This window comes from Amycolatopsis sp. NBRC 101858 (genome assembly GCF_030269325.1).
GTDB classification, from domain to species: Bacteria; Actinomycetota; Actinomycetes; order Mycobacteriales; family Pseudonocardiaceae; genus Amycolatopsis; species Amycolatopsis ponsaeliensis.
The window spans coordinates 1875096-1893228 of sequence record NZ_BSTD01000001.1 but is presented as its reverse complement, the minus strand read 5'-3'; the positions used below and the strand labels follow the sequence as shown (position 1 = coordinate 1893228).

The following is an 18133-nucleotide window of genomic DNA, read 5'->3' as shown; positions in this document are numbered from 1 at the left end:
ACGATCGAAGTATAGCTCCATCATGACCGTATGACGATTCGACGATCATCTAATGATCGACTGGGGGTCCTGCTCGTCCTCGCGGTGGGCACGTTCACCGTCGGCACCGACGGGTTCGTGCTCAACGGCCTGCTGCCCGTCATCGCCGCCGACCTGCACGTGACGGAGTCCGTCGCGGGCCAGCTCGCCACCGTCTTCGCCCTGACCTACGCGGTCGCGTCCCCGCTCATCGCCGCGTTCACCGGTACCTGGGACCGGCGGTGGGTGCTGGCCGGCGGCATGGTGCTGTTCACCGTCGGCATGGCCGGGCAGGCGCTCGGCACCTCGTTCGCCGTGGTCGCCCTCGCGCGGGTGCTCGCCGCGATCGGCGCCGCCGCCTTCCAGTCCAACGCCTACGTCCTCGCCGGCGCGCTCTCGTCCGAACAGCGCCGCGGCCGCGCCCTCTCCACGGTCGCCGCCGGGATGAGCGTGTCGATGGTGCTCGGCGTCCCGATCGGCGTGCTCGCCGGGCAGTGGTTCGGCTGGCGCGCGGTGATGTGGGGGATCGGGGTGGTCGCGGTCGTCGTCGCGGTGCTGATCCCGATCATCCCCGAGGTCCGCGTGCCCGCGGCCGGGCTGCGCGAGCGGCTCGCCGTCGTCGTGCGGCCGGCGGTCGCCCGCGTCCTGGTGGTGACGGTCTTCGGCACGCTCGCCGGGTTCACCGTGTTCGTCTACCTGCCGGTGCTGGTCGCCCCGGTCGCGAGCGGCGCCGTGCTGTCGTGGGTGCTGGTCGGCTTCGGGCTCGGCCAGCTCGCCGGGACGACGGCCACCGGCCACGCCACCGACCGCCTCGGTCCGGCGCGGGTCCGCGCGCTTTCGCTGGCCGGCACCGCGGTGGTGCTCGCCGTCGTCGACCTCGCCGTGCTGTCCCTGCCCGGCGCGCTGCTGTTCGCCGTGTTCGCCGGCGCCTTCGGCGGGATGCTGATGGTGCCGCAGCAGTACCGGCTCTTCACGATCGCGCCGGACGTCCCGACCGTCGCGCTGGGCGTGAACGGCTCGGCGATCTACGTCGGCGGTGCGCTCGGTTCGGCGCTCGGCGGAGTCGTCCTCGCCGCCGCGGGCCCGGCGTGGGTCGGGCCGGCCGGGGCGGTCGCCGCCGTCGCCGCGCTCGCCCTGTGCGTCACCCGCTCAGCTTCGCCGACCACTTCTCTTCGATCCGCCCGAACCGCCACACCGCCAGCGCGATGACCCACGTCAGCACGAACAACCCGACGATCCCGAAGCCGACGTAGTCCAGGTCCACCGACGCGATCGCGGCCAGCGGCCCCGACGTGATGTCCAGCTTCTCGGCGAGGATCGACACCAGCTCGATCGTGCCGATGACGAACGCGACGGCGACCGACAACGTCGTCACCGTGATGTTGTAGAAGATCTTGCGCACCGGCTTCGCGAACGCCCAGCCGTAGGCGAAGTTCATGAAACAGCCGTCCACCGTGTCGAACAGGCTCATCCCGGCGGCGAACAGGATCGGCAGCACGAGGATCGCGTACCAGGGCAGGGCGAACGTGGCGGCGCCGGCGGCGAGCACCAGCAGCCCGATCTCGGTCGCGGTGTCGAAGCCCAGGCCGAACAGCACGCCGACGGGGTAGATGTGCCACGGCTTGCGCACGGACTTCGTCGCGCCGCGCAGCAGGCGGTTCATCACGCCGCGGTTGTTCAGCTGGTTCTCCAGCGCGGCCTCGTCGAACTCGCCGTGGCGCATCCGCCGGAACACCCGCAGGATGCCGATCAGCACGACGAGGTTCAGGATCGCGATCACGTACAGGAACACGCCGGACACCGACGTCCCGATGATGCCGGTCGCGTCGTGCAGCGCCGACGAGTCGTCCTCGACCTGCCCGGCCAGCGCGCGGACGCCGAGGGAAAGCAGCAGGCACAGCGCGAAGACGATCGTCGAGTGCCCGAGGGAGAACCAGAACCCGACCGACAGCGGCCGCTGGCCGTCGGCCATCAGCTTGCGGGTGGTGTTGTCGATCGCGGCGATGTGGTCGGCGTCGAACGCGTGCCGCATGCCGAGGGTGAAGGCCGTGACGCCGAGGCCGATCCCGAAGACACCGGACGCGCCCAGCGCGTAGTGCTGGGGTGCGACGAAGACCGCCAGCACCACCCAGCCCACGACGTTGAGGAGCAGGATGAACCCCGCCATCCCGCCGATCGACACCCACTCGCGGCGCGAAAGCCCGCGCCGCGAGTCCTCTGTGCCCGCCATCGCCACCCGCCTTCCCTCATCTGAGAGGGTAGACAGGTGAACAGATGAAGGTCTAGCTCGCGCGCACCCGCACCAGATCCAGCGCCTTCCGGACGTGCCCGCCGGAGACGTGCAGCGCCTTCGCGGCGCTCTTGACGTCTTCCCCGGAGAGCAAGTGCACCAGCGCCACCTTGAGGTCGCCCCCGGCCTCGGTGAGCGCGTCCGAGCAGTCCGCCATCGTCATGCCGGTGGCTTCCTGCAGGATCCGGATGGTCCGGCCGCGCAGCTTCGCGTTCGTCGCCCGCATGCTGACCATCAGGTTCGAGTAGGTGCGGCCCAGCTTGATCATCGTCGCCGTGGAGAACGACGTGAGGATCATCTTCTGCGCCGTGCCCGCCTTCATCCGGGTCGACCCGGCGATCGCCTCCGGGCCGGTGTCGACGGCGATGAGCACGTCGACGCCCGCCGGCTTGGCGGCCTTCGGGTTGCCCGACACCAGGCCGGTGTGGGCACCCTGGCGCGACGCGGCCAGCAGCGCGCCCAAGACGTACGGCGTCCTGCCCGACGCCGTCAGCCCCAGCACGAAGTCGCCCGGCTGGACCATGGCGGCCATCTCGGCCGCGCCGGCCCCGTCGTCGTCCTCCGCGTTTTCGACGGCCTGGCGCAGCGCGCGCTCGCCGCCGGCGTGGTGCGCGATGAACCAGTCCGCCGGCACGTTGAACGTCGGCACCAGCTCGGCCGCGTCCAGCGTGGCCAGCCGCCCGGACGTCCCCGCGCCGACGTAGTGCACCCGGCCGCCCGCCCGCAGGGCGTCGACCGCGTAGTCCACCGCGCGGGCCACCTGCGGCAGCACCTCGGCCACGGCGCCGGCGACCGTGCGGTCCTCGGCGTTGATCGCGCCCAGGATCCCCGCGGTGGACATCAGGTCGATGTCCGTGGTGCGGGGATTGCGGGTCTCGGTCGGCGAATCGACGTGCACCGCCTGCGTGGGGACGGTCATCATGCGCCTCACTTTTTCCGTCATTACTTGCCGGTTTCCCGCGGACGGCGACGGCCGTCCGGCCTGACCCCCAAGCGGTGCGAGCCGACCGCGTCCCGGGTGGCGTCCAGAGCGTTGACCGACGCGTCCATGTGCCGCTGCGCGACCCCGATGAACAGGCAGTCGATGACGGTGAGCTGGGCGATGCGGCTCGCCGTGGCCCCCGAACGGAACGTGGTTTCCCGCGCCGCCGTGGTCAAAACGTAGTCGGCCACCTCGGTGATCGGGGACCGCGGGAAGTTCGTCACGGCGATGGTGATCGCGCCGTGCTCCCGGGCCACCCGCAGCGCCTCGACGGTGTCGGTGGTCGCCCCGGTGTGCGAAACGCCGATCGCGACGTCTCCCGGGCTCAGCACCGCGGCCGAGGTCAGCATGATGTGCGTGTCCGACCACGCGAAGCACACGCGGCCGATGCGGTGCAGCTTCTGCTGCAGGTCCGCGGCGACGAACGCGCTGGCGCCCACGCCGTAGACGTCCGCGCGGCCGGCGCTCGCGACGACCTCGATCACGCGCTCCAGCGTGGCGACGTCGAGCTGGTCGGCCGTCTCTTCGACGGCACGCGCGTCGGCGAAGCTGACCTTCCCGATGACGGCCGCCAGGTCGTCGTCGGGTCCGATCTCGCCGCCGAGGTTGCGCGTGGTGCGCGCCTCGGTGCGAGCGGTGTCCGCGGCCAGCGCGATGCGCAGCTGCGGGTACCCGCCGACGCCGACCGCCTTGCAGAAGCGTGTCACCGTCGTTTCACTCGTGTTCGCGGCCAAGGCGACTTCGGTGATGCTGCGTCTCGCGACGTGCGCGGGATCCTCCAGCACCACCTTCGCCACGCGCTGCTCGGCGCGGGCCAGGCCGGGGAGCAAGGACCGAATCCGCACCAGCGGGCTGGAGTCCGCGTCCCGCACGGCCGTCTGGACCGCTACGGCTTCGGACGGTGCCGTGCCGACTACGGATTCGGTATCACTCACCGTCGGAAAGTTACTAACCGTTGGCATCTGCGACAAGGCTACCCACACCCTTCGGTCGGATCGCAACCCGTCCGTGTCTGCGGATCTGGATTTGCGATTAATCACTGACCAGAAAGTCGCCAACCAGGTCGGTCTTGTTAACGAGGTCAAGCTAACGACTTGGCAACTTAGTGTCGCGGTGCAAACGGCAAGGAGACGGTTAACTGAGCCGGAAGTTCGACGCCGTGCGACAGGGCTGTCACCGTGCGCTCAACTGCCAACCCTCTGCGACGAAAACGGCGGGGTTCCGTTCACCGTCGAGGAGTGATCGGCCGCTCTCGGTGACTTTCACACCGTCGACCGAAACACCGCGGCCCGTGTAGTTCGGATCGGTGCTGTAACGCCACCTGAGGCTCACCGACGCGCCCTGGGGTACCGCGCCGCTCGCCTTCCACCAGGCACGGTGCCCGTGTCCGGAGAGCGACGTCACATCTCCGGAGGGTGCGCCCGGCCCGGAAACCGATAGCGCGATCGGTTGCCAGTTCACCCCGTCGGTGGACGCTTGCAGCTGTAATGGATCTGTACTTCCCTCGGTGTCCACGAAGGCGTAAAAGGACACCCGTGCTTGATCACTTTGCGTAGTAAACGGGCGGGTACTCAGCGTGGCGGCGCTCGCGTTACCCAGCGTGCTCGTCCACGCGTCCTTCCCGACCTGGGGTTCGACGGCCATCGCCCTGGCCAGCGACGTCGCCCACACCTGGCGCGCGGTGTTGATCGAGCCCCAGTTCCGGCTCGGGTGCACGCGGTTGGTCAGCAGGATCGCGAAGGAACGCGACTCGGGGTCGATGACCAGCGTCGTCCCGGTGAAGCCGGTGTGCCCGGCGGTGACCGGGGAGGCCAGCGCGCCCATGTACCAGGGCTGGTCGAGCTCGAAGCCCAGGCCGTGCGCGTCGTCCGGGAACTGCTGGTTGTAGTTCGTCAGCATCATCTGCCGCACGGTGTCCTCGCGGAGGATCCGGTGCCCGCGGTAGCTGCCGCCGTTGAGCATCGTCTGGGCGAGGGTGGCCATGTCGTTCGCGGTGCTGAACACCCCGGCGTGCCCGGCGACGCCGCCGAGCGACCACGCGTTCTCGTCGTGCACACTGCCGCGCACCATCCCGCGTGGCGGATTGGCCTCGTACTCCGTCGCGGCGATCCGGTTCAGCTTCGACGCCGGTGGGTTGTACCCGGTGTCGACCATGCCCAGTGGCGCGGTGATCCGGTCGTGGACCACCTTGTCCAGCGGCTGCCCGGTCAGCTTCTCGACGATGAAGCCGAGGGTGAGCAGGTTGATGTCGGAGTAGAGGTAGGTCGTGCCCGGCTTGTTCTTCAGCGGGCTGTCGAGCACCGCCTGCCGGCGGGAGGGGATGTCGGGGTAGCCGGCCCACAGCGACGGGATCGGGTCGGCGTCGAACCCGGAGACGTGCGTGAGCAGCATCTTGATCGTGATGGCGGCCTTGTCGCCGGTGGCGAACTCCGGGAAGAACCGGCTCACCGGGGTGTCGATGGTGAGCTGACCGCGTTCGACGAGTTGCAGCACGGCGATCGAGGTGAACAGCTTCGAGATCGACGCCATGTCGAAGATGGTGTCGTTGCGCATCGGGACCTGCTGGTCGGCGGGCAGTTCGGTGCCCGCGGCGTCGGCGTACCGCAGCGCGCCGCCGACGGCGTACCGGTCGACGACCACGCCGTCGTGGGCCAGCAGGCCGACCGCGCCGGAGAAGTGCGGGTGCCCGGTGGCGTCCGGCTTCGTCCAGCTCGCGAGGAAGTCCTCGGCGGCCTTGATCGGCGCCGGGTCGAGGTTGACTTCCTTCGGCTTGCCGTCGTGCAGGGTCGTCCACGACGGGGCGAAGCCCTGCTGCGGCCGGTCGAAGCGGCCGGCGTCGTGGCGTCCGGTGATGGCGCTGGCTCCCGAGGTCAACGTGGTCAGCGCGACCAGCACTCCGGTGGCCGCGGCGAGGACCTTCCTAGCACGCACGAGTTCTCCCTCAGCGGTAGAGCAGGTAGCGACGACGTTTCCGGTCGAACTCGGCCAGCTCGGCCCGCCAGGCGCCGGTGACCTCGTCGACGCCCGCGCCGGCGTCGACCATGGTCCGGAGCCGGTCGGAGCCGGAGAGCTTGTCGATGTAGTTGTCGGGGCGCCAGGCGAAGACGTCCGGGTGCAGCGCCTTCGCCGTGACGAGCATGGCGACCGCGATGCGGATCGCGTCGAAGGCCCGCGGGTCGTCGACGCTGACCTGCACGCCTCCGCAGGTCTGGTTGACGAACTTGCTGAACGTCGGCACGAAGTAGATCTCGCGGAACCGGGCGCCGGGCAGCGCGAGGTCCTCGAGCTTCTCGCGCCAGCGCCAGTCGAGCCCGGGCGCGCCGATGATCTCGAACGGCCGGGTCGTGCCGCGGCCCTCGGAGAACACCGTGCCTTCGAACATGCCGGTGCCCGGGTAGACGAGCGCCGTGTCCGGCGTCGGCATGTTCGGGCTCGGCAGCACCCAGTTCAGCCCGGTCTGCGCGAAGAGCGTGTCGCGCTGCCAGCCGCGTACCTGGACGACTTCGAGGCGGTCGAGCTTCACGCCTTCGGCGGGCAGGAACTCTTCGGCGAAGAAGCGAGCCAGCTCGCCGACGGTCATGCCGTGCTGCTGGACGATCGCCTTCTTCCCGATGCCCGAGGAGAACTTCGGGTCGAGCAGCGGCCCGGCCGCCCGCCCGCCGATCGGGTTCGGCCGGTCGAGCACGACGAAGGCGGCCTTGACCTGCGCCGCGGCCACCATCGCCGTGTAGAGCGACCAGATGTAGGTGTAGAAGCGCGCGCCGACGTCGGCGATGTCGAAGACGACCGTGTCGACGCCCGCCTTGGTGAACAGCGAAGCGAGCTTCGCTGCGTCGGCGCCGTACGCGTCGTACACCGGTACGCCGGTGCGCGGGTCGGTGTAGTCGCCTTCGGAGCCGCCGGCCTGCGCACTGCCGCGGAAGCCGTGCTCGGGCCCGAAGGCCGCGACCGGCTTCACACCGGCCGCGACCATCGAGTCGACGATGTGGTCGCCGTTCAGCAGGACCCCGGTCGGGTTCGACAGGACGCCGAGCTTGCGGCCCGTCAGGGACCGCCAGCCCTGCGCGGCCAGCTGCTCCGCGCCGGTGAAGACGCGGCCGGGGTGGGCCTGGGCCTGCTCCTGTGCCGGCGGCTCGGGCTGGGCCCCGGCGACGGCCGAGCCGCCCGCCAGGGCCGGGACCGCGAGCGCTCCCGCGCCGAGGAAGTGGCGCCGGTTCAGGTTCACCAGGCCAGCCCGTGGCCGAAGGGGTACTTCACGGTGTGCACGTCGGCTCCCGCCGGGATGTCGACCGGCAGCTTCCCGGTCGGCTTCGTCTCGCCGAGGATCACCTTGGCCAGTGCTTCCAGCGTCGGCCCGATGTAGCCGTAGGTCGCCAGCCAGGTCTTGACTGTGGACGCGTAACCGGCGTCGTAGGGGATCTGCGCGGCGACCGCGACGACCGGCTTGCCGGTGGCCTGCAGGGCGTCGAGGAGCTTGGTCTGCAGCGGGAAGCCGCCGATGTTGTTGGTCAAGACGACGACCAGGTCGACGTTCTTGGCGTTCGCGACCGCTTGCGCGATCTGGGCGTCCGTCGGGGCCTGGCCGGTCTGGTACGCCGTCGCGGCCGTGCCGTGGGCGGTCAGCTTCTGCGCGAGCGTCGTCGTGGTGGCGACGCCCCAGCCGGTCACGAGCGCCGTGGCGGGCTTCTGCTTCAGCGGGAGGACACCGGCGTCGTTCGCGACGGCCGTGATGCCGCGGTCGGCGATGTCCTGCGCCGTCTTGAGGTTCGCGGGCGTGCCGACCGTCTTCATCACGCGGTTCGGGTCGACGAACGGCGAGAAGAGGATGCCGCGCTCGAACTTCAGCTTCAGCACGCGCAGCACGCTCTGGTCGATCCGCTGCATCGGGATCTCACCGGACTTCACCGCGGCGAGCACGGAGTTGATGGCGACGTCGAGGTGCACCGGCATGAGCAGCTGGTCGACGCCGGCCTTGAGCGCGAGGACCGGGATCTCGGCGTCGCTGTGCATCTCGCGCACGCCCTGCATTTCGAGGGAGTCGGTGATGACGACACCGTTGTAGCCCAGTTCGACCCGCAGCTTCCCGGTGACGATCGGCTTCGACAGCGTCGCGGGTTCGAGCGACGGGTCGAGGCTGGGGAACTGGATGTGCGCGGTCATGATCGAGGGGACGCCGGCCTTGATGGCGGCCTTGAACGGCGGCACGTCGATGGCCCGCCACTCCTGCTCGGTCCGGTCGATCCGGGGCAGGCCGGTGTGGCTGTCGGTCGCGGCGTCGCCGTGGCCGGGGAAGTGCTTCGAGGTCGCCGCGACGGACTTCTGGAAGCCCTTGAGCTCGGCACCGACGAAGTCGCTCGCCAGCCCGGGCTGCCCGGCGAAGGACCGGACGCCGATCACGGGGTTCGCCGGGTTGGAGTTGACGTCGGTGTCGGGCGCGAAGTCCTGGTTGATCCCGACGGCCCGCAGCTCCTGGCCGAGGATGGTGGCGGCCTTCGTCGCGCGGCCGGTGTCGCGCCCGGCCGAGATGGCCATCGCGTTGGGGAACTCGGTGGCCGGCGCGCCCATCCGGGTCACCGTGCCGCCTTCCTGGTCGGCGCCGATCTGCAGCGGGATGTGCGCCCCGCTGCCGATGGCGGCCTTCTGGAGGCCGTTGGACAGCTTCGCGACCTGCACGGGGTCGTCGAAGTTGTCGCGCGAGTCGTTGTTGAAGTAGATGACGCCGCCGAGGTGGTACTTCCGGATGACCTGCGCTGCGGTGTCGACGCCGAAGTCCGTCTGGTTCTTCGGGTTCACCTCGTCGGCCGACTTGCCGTTCACCCAGGTGACGAACAGCTGCCCGACCTTCTGCTCGAGCGTCAGCCCGCGCAGCGCCTGTGTCGCCGCGGCCTCCGCCTGCGCGTCCGCGCTCAACCGCGGTGCGCTCGCCGCGGTCGCGACACCCACACCGGTGAGGGCGAGCACCCCCGCGACGGGCAGGGCGAGCGCATGGAACCTCCGATTTCGGGTCGTCACGACCAGCCTCCCAGAAAAGTTGCGGGCGCTCGGCGGACGTCAGAAGTCCACTCGGAAGCGCCAGTATCGGGAAGCTACTCACCGAATCCGTCGATGTCCATCGGCCGACCGCACCAACGGACCGTTCGTACCCGGATCGGTAAGAAAGTCGCCGTTCGCAAGGTGCGAGGGGGCCGAACGGGTGGCGGTACTGCGCTGCCCCGGACATGAAACGAGGCGGCGCCCGTGGCCTAGGGCCGACGGGCGCCGCCTGCAAGCGCGAACTTCTCGGGCGACCAAGCGTGCAACTCTGGTCGTACCTACATGGACTCGGCGTGTGGCGTCCCACTACGCAGTCCCTAGACGACGAGCCTCCCGCGGCGCGCTGCGCGTGGGTACCCGGAGTCCGCGCACGGAGATTCGCCGGGGTGGAACAGGCTTCTCTTCTACCTGCTCCCTGGCCGAACGAACGTCCGCACCTACTTTCTACGCCGTGAGCCCGGTCACTTCAAGTGCGCGGATGGGTGCACCGGTACAGAGGCTGGATCGGGTGACACGGGCACCCTCCGCGACGGACAATTCGGGGCTGGCCCAAGCAAAAGCGGACGTCGTACGGCCGTGTGGGTGGCGGCACGGGCGGCTATCGGGACCGACGGCGACGATTGAGGCCGTACCAGGTCGCTCCGGCCGCCACCGCGCCGACGCCGAGGGCCACCATTCCCGCCGATCGTGTCGGGATCCGGCTGCGCAGCGACATGGGCCGGTCGAAGGCCAGGATCGGCCAGCCGCGGTCCAGGGCCTCGCGCCGCAGGAGCTTGTCCGGGTTGACCGCGTGCGGGTGCCCGACGACCTCCAGCAGCGGGATATCGGTGCTCGAGTCGGTGTAGGCGAAGCACTCGGCGAGGTCGTACCCGTGGGTAGCGGCGAGTTGCTTCGCGGCAACGGCTTTGTTGGCGCCGTAGCAGTAGAAGTCGACTTCGCCGGAGTAGCGGCCGTCCACGATCTGCATCCGCGTGGCCACGCTCCGGGTCGCGCCGAGCATTTCCGCCACCGGCGCGACGACCTCCTCGCCGGTCGCCGACAGCACGATGACGTCGTGCCCGTCCTCGCGGTGGCGCGCGATCAGCTCCGCCGCCTCCACGTACACGAGCGGGTCGACGACGTCGTGCAGGGTTTCGCGGACGATCGCCGAAACCTGCGCGACGTCCCAGCCGGCGCACAGCGCGGAAACCTCGGCCCGGAGCCGCTCGGTCTTGTTCTCGTCGGCGCCGGCGAGTGAGAACACCAGCTGCGCGTAGGCACTGCGCAACGCGGCGCGACGGTTGATCAATCCTTCTTTGAGCAATGGTTTGCTGAACGCCAGCGCACTCGACGAGGCGATGATCGTCTTGTCCAGGTCGAAGAACGCGGCCACCGCGTGCTCCGGGCCCGGCTTCCGGATGCGCGGGAGCGCGCTGCTCGGTTCGGCCACGTGCCCAGGATAAGAGCTTGATCGCGGCGCGTCCCGTTGATCCACCACCCGCGTGCCGTGTCGGGCGGAAAATCCATGACAGGAAGGCACTTCCGGGGCGCTGTGCCGTTATCGAACTGTGTGCCTCGCCCGGCGCGCGAACCGGCCACCGGCGGAGTTACAGTGAGGGAGTCCGGTGTCCAACCGGGCCGGTTCAGTCCGACCCCCCGGGGCTGAACCCACGGCGGCCCCCGTCCCTCCCCCCTGGCGGGGGCCGCCCTCTTAACCTTTCGGTTCGCGCCTCTCGGCGCCGGCGGCTTGCCTTCCGCTTACCTTTCTCGATTCCGTTTTCCCCGGACCCGATCATCGTTTCTTCGGCGCGGGAAATCTTCGGACGCGGGTATTCCCCGCGTTTTCCGCCGCACGTGCGTCGCGGGCGGGCGCGATCCTTCCACAGCCCACCGACGGAGCCCGCGCGCGAGCTGTCCGCGGGACGGCAGTTGTCCACAACACCCCGGTTGTCCACAGCCGCCCGTCCGGCCCGTTGCACCCCCGAGCCCCCCACCGCGACGGTGGAACCCGGGCCACCCACGGCCCGCACCGACGACGGGGGAGGAACGCATGACGGGGGAACGACCGATCGTGGTCGCCGCGGACGAAACCGTGCTCGACGAGATCCTGCGCGTGGCCGCGGTCGCGGGCTGCGAGTTCGACCGGGCACCGGACCTGACGGCGGCTCGCGCGCACTGGGCCCGGGCACCACTGGTGGTGCTCGACGAAGAAGCCGCGCGGCTTTCGCCGGTCTTGCCCCGGCGGGGCGGGATCCTCCTGGTCTGCAAGGGCAGCCCGGGAACGACGACGTGGGAGCACGCGTTCCGCGTCGGCGTCGAGCGCGTGATCTCGTTGCCCGACGAGGAGTCCGAGCTCGCGAGCGCCTTCGCCGACATCGTCGAGACCCCGGCGGAGGAGGCGGGTCTGGTGCTCGCCGTGGTCGGCGGCCGGGGCGGCGCGGGCGCGTCCGTCTTCGCCGCGACGCTGGCACTGGCGGCCGACCGCGACCCGGGCGGAGCGCTGCTGGTGGACTGCGACCCGCTGGGCGGCGGCCTGGACCTGTTGCTGGGCCTGGAAAAGACGCCGGGGCCCCGCTGGTCGGAGGTGCGCCTGAGCGGCCGCGTATCCGTACCGGCCCTGGCGGCAGCGCTCCCGCAGCGAAGACACCGGGGCGGCAGCCTGCCGGTGCTGGCATGCGGCCGTGAGGGCGAAGGCCCGGCGGTCGAGTCTCTGTCGGCGGTCCTCTCAGCGGGCCGCCGCGCGGGCCGCACGGTGATCTGCGACCTCCCGCGCACCCTGGGCGACGCGGCGGCGGAAGCGGTCGCGGTGGCCGACCTGGTGGTGCTGGTGGTGCCGGTGGAGTTCCGAGCTTGCATGGCGGCGAAGCAGGTGCTGAGGGCCTTGTCGGAACTGACGGCCCGCCTGGGCGTGGTCGCGTGTGGACGGTCCAGGGTCGGCGCCTCACCCATCCGGACGGCGGGCCTCCTCGGCCCACCCCTGCTGGCATCGATGGCCCCGGAGCGAGGCTTGCCGACGTCGATCGAACGCGGCGAGTTCCCAACCAAGCCATCGGGCCCCCTGGCAACGGCGGCAGCGGACGTATTGGCAGTGGCCCGCCGCGAAGCCCGGGCGGCGGCCCGATGAGCACCCGCCTCCACCAGCCAGGACCCCCGATAAGAGTGGCCGACCTCTTGCTGCCCACAATCCTGACCCTGGCCACCCGCGGCCCGATAAGCGCGGCGAACTTCCTGACGGTGCTGGCGGGCACCCGTGTGACCGCAGCCGGCACCCGGACCAAGGCGGCGAACCGGTGACCGCCGACCTCGTGGACCGCGTCCTGGCCGACTACGGCCCGGTAAGCGCGGCGAACTTCCCGGCGGTGCTGGCGGGCACCCGCGTGACCGCCGCCCGCACCTGGACTGAGGCGGTGAACCGGTGACCATCGACTCCGTGGACCGCGTCCTCGCCGGCCGTGGCCCGGTGTGCGCGGCGAGCTTTTTTGCTGTGCTGGTGGGCACTCGCGTGCCTGCTGCCCGCGTCCTGGCCGGCCGCGGCCCGGTAAGCACGGCGAACTTCCCGGCGGTGCTGGCGGGCACCCGTGTGACCCCTGCCCGCACTCGGACCAAGGCGGCGAACCCATGACCACCGACTTCGTGGACCGCACCCCGGCCAGCCGCGGCCCGGTAAGCACGGCGAACCTCCTAGCCGCGCTGGCGGGCACCCGCGTGACCCCCACCCGCACCCGGACCAAGGCGGCGAACCCATGACCACCGACTTCGTCGACCGTGTCCGCAACCGCCTCGCCGGCGACCGCCGCCAAGCCGACCCAGTCGCCGTCGCAACAGCGGTCCGCGCCGAAGCCGGCGGCGCTCTGGGGCACGACGCAGTGCTCGACGCGGCCCGCCGAGCCCGCGACGAGTTCGTCGGCGCCGGCCCGCTGGCCCCGCTCCTCGAGAACCCGGCGACGACCGACGTGCTCGTCACCGGCCCGGCCGAGGTCTGGACGGACGGTCCGGAAGGCCTGACCCGCACCGGCATCACGTTCGACAGCGAAGAAGCCGTCCGCCGCCTGGCCCAGCGCCTCGCACTCGCGGCAGGCCGCCGGCTCGACGACGCACAGCCCTATGTGGACGGCTGGCTGCCCGGCAACGGCCCCCACGGCCGCATCCGGGTGCACGCCGTCCTTCCCCCGGTCGCGGCCGGCGGCACGTGCTTGTCCCTGCGCGTCCTCCGCCCGGCGACGCACGACCTCGCGACACTGCAGGAGCTCGGCGCGTTCGACGCGAACGGCGCGAAACTGCTGGAGACCGTCGTCAAGCGACGGATGGCATTCCTCGTCACCGGCGGCACCGGCGCGGGCAAGACGACGCTCCTCGCCGCACTGCTCGGCGCGGTCGACCCGGCCGAGCGTATCGTCTGCGTCGAGGACGCGGGCGAGCTGCAGCCCGCGCACCCGCAGTTCGTCAGCCTCGTCGCCCGCCCGGCCAATGTGGAGGGTGCGGGCGCGGTGGGCCTGCCGGAGCTCGTTCGCCAGGCGCTGCGCATGCGTCCCGACCGGCTGGTGGTCGGGGAGGTCCGCGGCGCGGAGGTCGGCGCCCTGCTCGCGGCCTTGAACACGGGCCACGACGGCGGCGCCTGCACGGTCCACGCGAACTCACCGGCCGAGGTACCGGCCCGCATCGAGGCCCTGGCGGCACTCGGCGGTCTCGGTCGCGATGCGGTACACAGCCAGCTGGTCGCGGCGATCCGGGTGGTCCTCCACATGCGACGCGAGCCGGGCGGCCGCCGTCGGCTCGCGGAGGTCGGCGTCCTCCGCGCGGAACGCGGCCGGGCGCGAGTGGTCCCGGTGTGGCGCGCGGGCCGTTGGACGGTCGACCGCCACCTCTTCGTCACGACGGGAGCGATCGCGTGCTGATCCTGCTGCTGGTGCGCATTTCCTTGCTGGTGAACCTCTTCCCGCGCAGGAGAAGGAGACCGCGATGATCACGGCGTGGTTCCCACTGTGCGTGGGCGCGGCCCTGGCGTGCTGGCCCGCGGCACCGACCCGGCTGCAGGCAGCGGTCGAGCAACCCGCGACAGTCCGCGTTCCGGACGTGTGGGCAGTCGTCCGCTGGCTTGTCCCGGCAGCCCTCGCGGGCTTGTTCGCAGGGGTCGGAGGCGCGATAGCCGCGGGAGTCCTGACGCTGGCGTGGCGCCAGGAGCGGCAAGCCCACAGCCGGGCGACCACGGACCTGGAAACGGCAGCCCACACGGCGACGGCATTGCGCACGATGGTGTCCGAGCTACGCTCCGGCGCCCACCCGGTAACGGCGGCGGAAGCGGCGGCAGAGGTCGTCCCGGCGGTAGCGAGCGACCTCCGCGCACTGGCGACGTCGGCCCGCCTCGACGGCGAGCTGCGGGCGTCGGCCCTCCCGGAACTGGCCGCGGCCTGGACACTGGGCAAGCGCTACGGCCTCCCGATGGCCGACGTCCTGAACGCAGCCCGCAGCGACGCCGAAGCAAGCCTGACATTCGCCCGCCGAACGCGAGCAAAGCTGGCCGGCCCCCGAGCGAGCGCGGCGGTGCTCACGGGCCTGCCCGCCTTATGCATCGTGCTCGGCCAAGCGATGGGCGCATCCCCGCTGCCGGTGTTGACGGAGACCGCGCCAGGCCAGCTGTTGCTGGTGATCGGCAGCCTCCTGCTCTGGGCGGGAACGGCCTGGTGCCGCGCCTTGATGGGCCGGGTGCGAATCCGATGAGCCAACTCCCTTCGCTCGCGCATCGGAACAGCATCGCGTCCCAGGTCCTTGCTCGCGCGTGCATCAGGCGAGGGCGAATCCGATGAACGCCACCGCACTCTTCTTCTTTGCCGCGGCTCTCCTCACCTGGCCGAGCGACTCCGCCGCGGCACAGCGCTTCACCTGGCTGGCCGGCGGCACGACCCCCGAGCCCCGCAAGTGGCCCCGGGCAGTCCCACCCATCGCGACCACACTGGGCGGCGTATCGACAGCAGTACTCATCGGCGGACTGCCCGGAGTGGTCGCAGGCGTTCTGGTGACCGCCGCCGGCTGGTGGACGATCCGCCGCACCCGGCGGCCGCGCGCCCCCGCCGTCGACCTGGCGGCCAAGCTCCGGCTCGCCGGAACCCTCGATCTCTTCGCGGCGTGCCTCCGCGCCGGGCTGCCGGTCCCCTCGGCCCTCGACGCGGTGGCCGGCACGGCGCCGCCCGAGGCGGGCGCGGCCCTGCACTCGACGGCCGGCCTCCTCGCTCTCGGCTCCGGCCCGGAGGAGGCATGGGCGCCGGTGCAGGCCATCCCGGGCCTCGGAGAACTGGTGGCCGCGGCGATCCGGACGTCCCGCTCGGGCGCGGCCTTCGCCGCGGCGGCGGCCGACCTCGCCGGACGGTTCCGCGAGGAGCTGGCCACCGAGGCGGAGGAGCGCGCGGAACGAGCCGGAGTGGCGCTGGCGCTGCCGGTCGGACTGTGTTTCCTGCCGGCCTTCTTCTGCCTGGGCGTGCTCCCGGTCGTCCTCGGCCTGGCCGCCCGTCTCGGCCCGCTCTTCTGACCACCGACAAGTACCGAAGGGAAACCCCATGCGCGCATCCCACCGCCGTCCCAGCTCGGACGACGGCTCGACAACGGTCGAGTACGCGATCGTCACGGTCGCCGTCGCGGCCTTCGCGGCTGTCCTCTACACCCTCCTCACCGGCGACTCGGTGGTCTCGTGGCTGACGAGCCTGGTCATGAAGGCCCTGACGGTGCCGTCGTGAGCCGCGAAGACAAAGGAGCGGTGACGGTCGAAGCGGCACTCGGCCTGGCGGGCATGACGGTGGTGACCGTCCTGCTGGTCGCAGGGTTAACAGTGCTGACGAGCCAGCTGCGCTGCACGGACGCGGCCCGCGAGGCCGCCCGTCTCCTGGCAAGAGGCCAGCCCCACGAGGCAGCGGCAGCGGTCCACGAGATAGCCCCGGCAGGCGCAAGCCTCAGCATCGAAAAGGCAGGCGACGCGATAACGGTCAAGGTAAGCGCCCACCCGGCAGGCGGTCTGCTCCCGTCGATCGACCTGAACGCAACGGCGTACGCAGTGGCCGAGCCAGGCACGGAGCCCCCCGATGCAGCGGGCTGACCCACGCCGCGGCGCGAACGACCCGAAGGACAGTAATGAGGCCGGCCGCGCTGGCCGTGGGTGCGGGGCCGAGGAGGTCGGCCGCTCGTGCGCGGCCGGTCGGCAGCAGGACAGCGGTGTGGCCACGATCTGGACAGCGATAGCGGTGGCCGCGCTGGCAGGGGTCGCGGTCCTGGCCTGCTGGCTCGGAGCAGCGGTCCTGGCCCGCCACCGAGCAGAGAGCGCGGCCGACCTGGGCGCACTCGCAGCGGCCTCGCACGCGGCGGAAGGCCCAACCCGAGCTTGCGAGCACGCCAGGTGGGTGGCCGACCGGATGGCAGTAAGCCTCCTGACCTGCCGATGGCAGCGGCTGGACGCCTTCGTCGAGGTCCAGGCGCCCGGCCTCGGCTTCGCCGGACTGCCGGGTCCCGCTGCAAGGGCTCGCGCAGGACCCACCAGCCAACCACCATGAGCCGCGAAGAGCAGCCGTGCCGCCCGCCCAGCCCAGCTGAGTCCAGCCCAGCTGAGTCCAGCCCAGCTGAGTCCAGCCCAGCCAGTCGAGCCCAGCCGAGTCCAGCCAGTCGAGTCGAGCCGAGTCCAGCCCAGCCTTGGCGCGGCCATACTGCACCTCAGCCCCAGCCTTAGCCCCAAGCCCCAGCCGCGACCACTCATCCACAACAGCCCGGCACCACCCCTTCTGCCCGTTCACCGGGACCCCTCCCACCGCCGCCGCCCGGCGGACGCCGACCGGTCGGTATGCCACGGTGACCGGCTGATCCGTCCGGGTGGACGATGAGCGGCCGATGGTCACGGGCAGCGGTCGGTAGTGCACGGCGAGCGGTCGAAACCGGTGCCCACCTGGGCCGATAGGACGCGTCTCGGCGGCCGCACGCCCCGCGTGAAGCCTCTCGATCCTGGGGCTTCGCACGACGAACGGTCCGTGGACGGCTGCCGTTCACCGCCGACAGACGCCGATGGGTTCGGTCGGGCGGTAGAGATCACTGGGCGTTCATCGCCGCGTAACCACCGGTTGTCGCGCGGGGGTTCCGGGCAATGTGCAACTTGCCGTTAAGTGAGATGTGCGACACCACGACAGCGTTTAGCTCCGGGGTCGCGGAGAACCGGAACCTAAGGCAGGAAGACAATGTTGGACGCGAATTGGCCGGACAGCTGGCGGAGTGCCTTCCGCATCGAACTGCGCGCGGAGGCGATCGGACTCGCCTGGCGTGGCTGGCCGGTGCTCCCGGGCGTCAACCCCGCTCCGCTCACCGGCGGCGACGACCTCACCTGGCGTCGTCCGGTCCCGGCCAGTGACAACTGGCGCGAGCAGATCGGCACCCACGCCCACGAGGTCGCCACCTGGTTCTCCGACCGGACCCACAGCCTGCTCGTCGCCACCGGCACCGTGCTCGACGCCGTCGAGGTCGACGACGAACTCGGCAAGCGTGCCTGCCGCCTGCTCCGCACCCTCGGTCACCCGGCGCCGATCATCGCGCTGCCGAACGGCCGCTGGCTCTTCCTCACCACCGTCGCCGACCACGTCCCGGCCGAGCTGGCGACCCACGCTTCGATCCAGTGGCACGGCAAGGACAGCTACATCCCGCTGCCCCCGTCGCCCTTCCAGCACGGTGTCGTGCACTGGCGCGTCAAGCCCGAGGTCTGCGGCTGGCAGCTGCCAGCCGCCGCCGAGGTGCACGACGTCCTCGTGCGCGCCCTGGCCGGCGCCGACGCCGCGCAGCTGGTTCAGACCACCGCGGCCTGACCCACC

General features: G+C 71.2%; 19 protein-coding genes. 12 read left to right on the top strand and 7 right to left on the bottom strand.

What is annotated here, in order from left to right; all coding sequences use genetic code 11:
* Positions 1–30: 30 nt before the first annotated feature.
* A complete protein-coding gene (locus QSK39_RS09105) occupies positions 31–1227 on the top strand; it encodes an MFS transporter (protein WP_285477175.1) in 1197 nt (398 codons plus the stop codon).
* On the opposite strand, the gene nicT is transcribed toward QSK39_RS09105, so the two are convergent.
* The 7 genes from nicT to QSK39_RS09070 all read right to left on the bottom strand — a co-directional run bounded on the left by nicT (position 1160) and on the right by QSK39_RS09070 (position 10752).
* Positions 1160–2248 (bottom strand): Nickel transporter NicT, encoded by a 1089-nt coding sequence (nicT, locus tag QSK39_RS09100; RefSeq protein ID WP_285477174.1) that lies wholly within the window; start codon positions 2246–2248, stop codon positions 1160–1162. The genes QSK39_RS09105 and nicT overlap by 68 nt on opposite strands.
* Before the next feature lie 52 nt (positions 2249–2300).
* Positions 2301–3230, bottom strand: a complete 930-nt coding sequence (locus QSK39_RS09095) for an N-acetylmuramic acid 6-phosphate etherase (protein ID WP_285477173.1) — start codon at positions 3228–3230, stop codon at positions 2301–2303.
* 20 nt (positions 3231–3250) lie between these two features.
* Positions 3251–4252, bottom strand: a complete 1002-nt coding sequence (locus QSK39_RS09090) for a MurR/RpiR family transcriptional regulator (RefSeq protein ID WP_285477172.1) — start codon at positions 4250–4252, stop codon at positions 3251–3253.
* A 211-nt stretch (positions 4253–4463) separates the two neighbouring features.
* Positions 4464–6185: a serine hydrolase domain-containing protein gene (locus QSK39_RS09085; protein ID WP_285477974.1), complete on the bottom strand. Its 1722-nt coding sequence runs from the start codon at positions 6183–6185 to the stop codon at positions 4464–4466.
* A 46-nt stretch (positions 6186–6231) separates the two neighbouring features.
* On the bottom strand, positions 6232–7515 hold the full coding sequence (locus QSK39_RS09080) for an exo-beta-N-acetylmuramidase NamZ family protein (RefSeq protein ID WP_285477171.1): 1284 nt from the start codon (positions 7513–7515) through the stop codon (positions 6232–6234).
* Positions 7512–9251 (bottom strand): glycoside hydrolase family 3 protein, encoded by a 1740-nt coding sequence (locus QSK39_RS09075; protein WP_285477972.1) that lies wholly within the window; start codon positions 9249–9251, stop codon positions 7512–7514. The genes QSK39_RS09080 and QSK39_RS09075 overlap by 4 nt, the downstream gene beginning before the upstream one ends.
* Positions 9252–9921: 670 nt before the next feature.
* Entirely contained in the window at positions 9922–10752 is an 831-nt protein-coding gene (locus tag QSK39_RS09070; RefSeq protein ID WP_284745121.1) for an HAD family hydrolase, read from the bottom strand.
* A 600-nt stretch (positions 10753–11352) separates the two neighbouring features.
* On the opposite strand from QSK39_RS09070, the gene ssd reads away from it, so the two are divergent.
* The 11 genes from ssd (at position 11353) to QSK39_RS09015 (ending at position 18127) form a co-directional block, all read left to right on the top strand.
* The gene (gene ssd / locus QSK39_RS09065; protein ID WP_285477170.1) at positions 11353–12426 is read left to right on the top strand and encodes a septum site-determining protein Ssd; all 1074 of its coding nucleotides are present in this window, start codon (positions 11353–11355) and stop codon (positions 12424–12426) included.
* A 35-nt stretch (positions 12427–12461) separates the two neighbouring features.
* Positions 12462–12596, top strand: a complete 135-nt coding sequence (locus QSK39_RS09060) for a hypothetical protein (RefSeq protein ID WP_285477169.1) — start codon at positions 12462–12464, stop codon at positions 12594–12596.
* Complete coding sequence (locus QSK39_RS09055; RefSeq protein WP_285477168.1) at positions 12593–12721, top strand: hypothetical protein; 129 nt, start codon at positions 12593–12595, stop codon at positions 12719–12721. The genes QSK39_RS09060 and QSK39_RS09055 overlap by 4 nt, the downstream gene beginning before the upstream one ends.
* Positions 12722–12920: 199 nt before the next feature.
* Positions 12921–13049, top strand: coding sequence for a hypothetical protein (locus QSK39_RS09050; protein WP_285477167.1), 129 nt, complete (start codon positions 12921–12923; stop codon positions 13047–13049).
* Positions 13046–14197 (top strand): TadA family conjugal transfer-associated ATPase, encoded by a 1152-nt coding sequence (locus QSK39_RS09045; RefSeq protein ID WP_285477166.1) that lies wholly within the window; start codon positions 13046–13048, stop codon positions 14195–14197. The genes QSK39_RS09050 and QSK39_RS09045 overlap by 4 nt, the downstream gene beginning before the upstream one ends.
* A 64-nt stretch (positions 14198–14261) precedes the next feature.
* Complete coding sequence (locus QSK39_RS09040; RefSeq protein ID WP_285477165.1) at positions 14262–15020, top strand: type II secretion system F family protein; 759 nt, start codon at positions 14262–14264, stop codon at positions 15018–15020.
* Positions 15021–15102: 82 nt separating this feature from the next.
* Entirely contained in the window at positions 15103–15825 is a 723-nt protein-coding gene (locus tag QSK39_RS09035; RefSeq protein WP_285477164.1) for a type II secretion system F family protein, read from the top strand.
* A 28-nt stretch (positions 15826–15853) separates the two neighbouring features.
* Complete coding sequence (locus QSK39_RS09030; RefSeq protein ID WP_285477163.1) at positions 15854–16030, top strand: DUF4244 domain-containing protein; 177 nt, start codon at positions 15854–15856, stop codon at positions 16028–16030.
* A gap of 20 nt (positions 16031–16050) precedes the next feature.
* Positions 16051–16386, top strand: a complete 336-nt coding sequence (locus tag QSK39_RS09025; RefSeq protein ID WP_285477971.1) for a TadE family type IV pilus minor pilin — start codon at positions 16051–16053, stop codon at positions 16384–16386.
* On the top strand, positions 16373–16837 hold the full coding sequence (locus tag QSK39_RS09020; protein WP_285477162.1) for an Rv3654c family TadE-like protein: 465 nt from the start codon (positions 16373–16375) through the stop codon (positions 16835–16837). The genes QSK39_RS09025 and QSK39_RS09020 overlap by 14 nt, the downstream gene beginning before the upstream one ends.
* Positions 16838–17509: 672 nt before the next feature.
* A complete protein-coding gene (locus QSK39_RS09015) occupies positions 17510–18127 on the top strand; it encodes a bifunctional DNA primase/polymerase (protein ID WP_285477161.1) in 618 nt (205 codons plus the stop codon).
* Positions 18128–18133 lie beyond the last annotated feature (6 nt).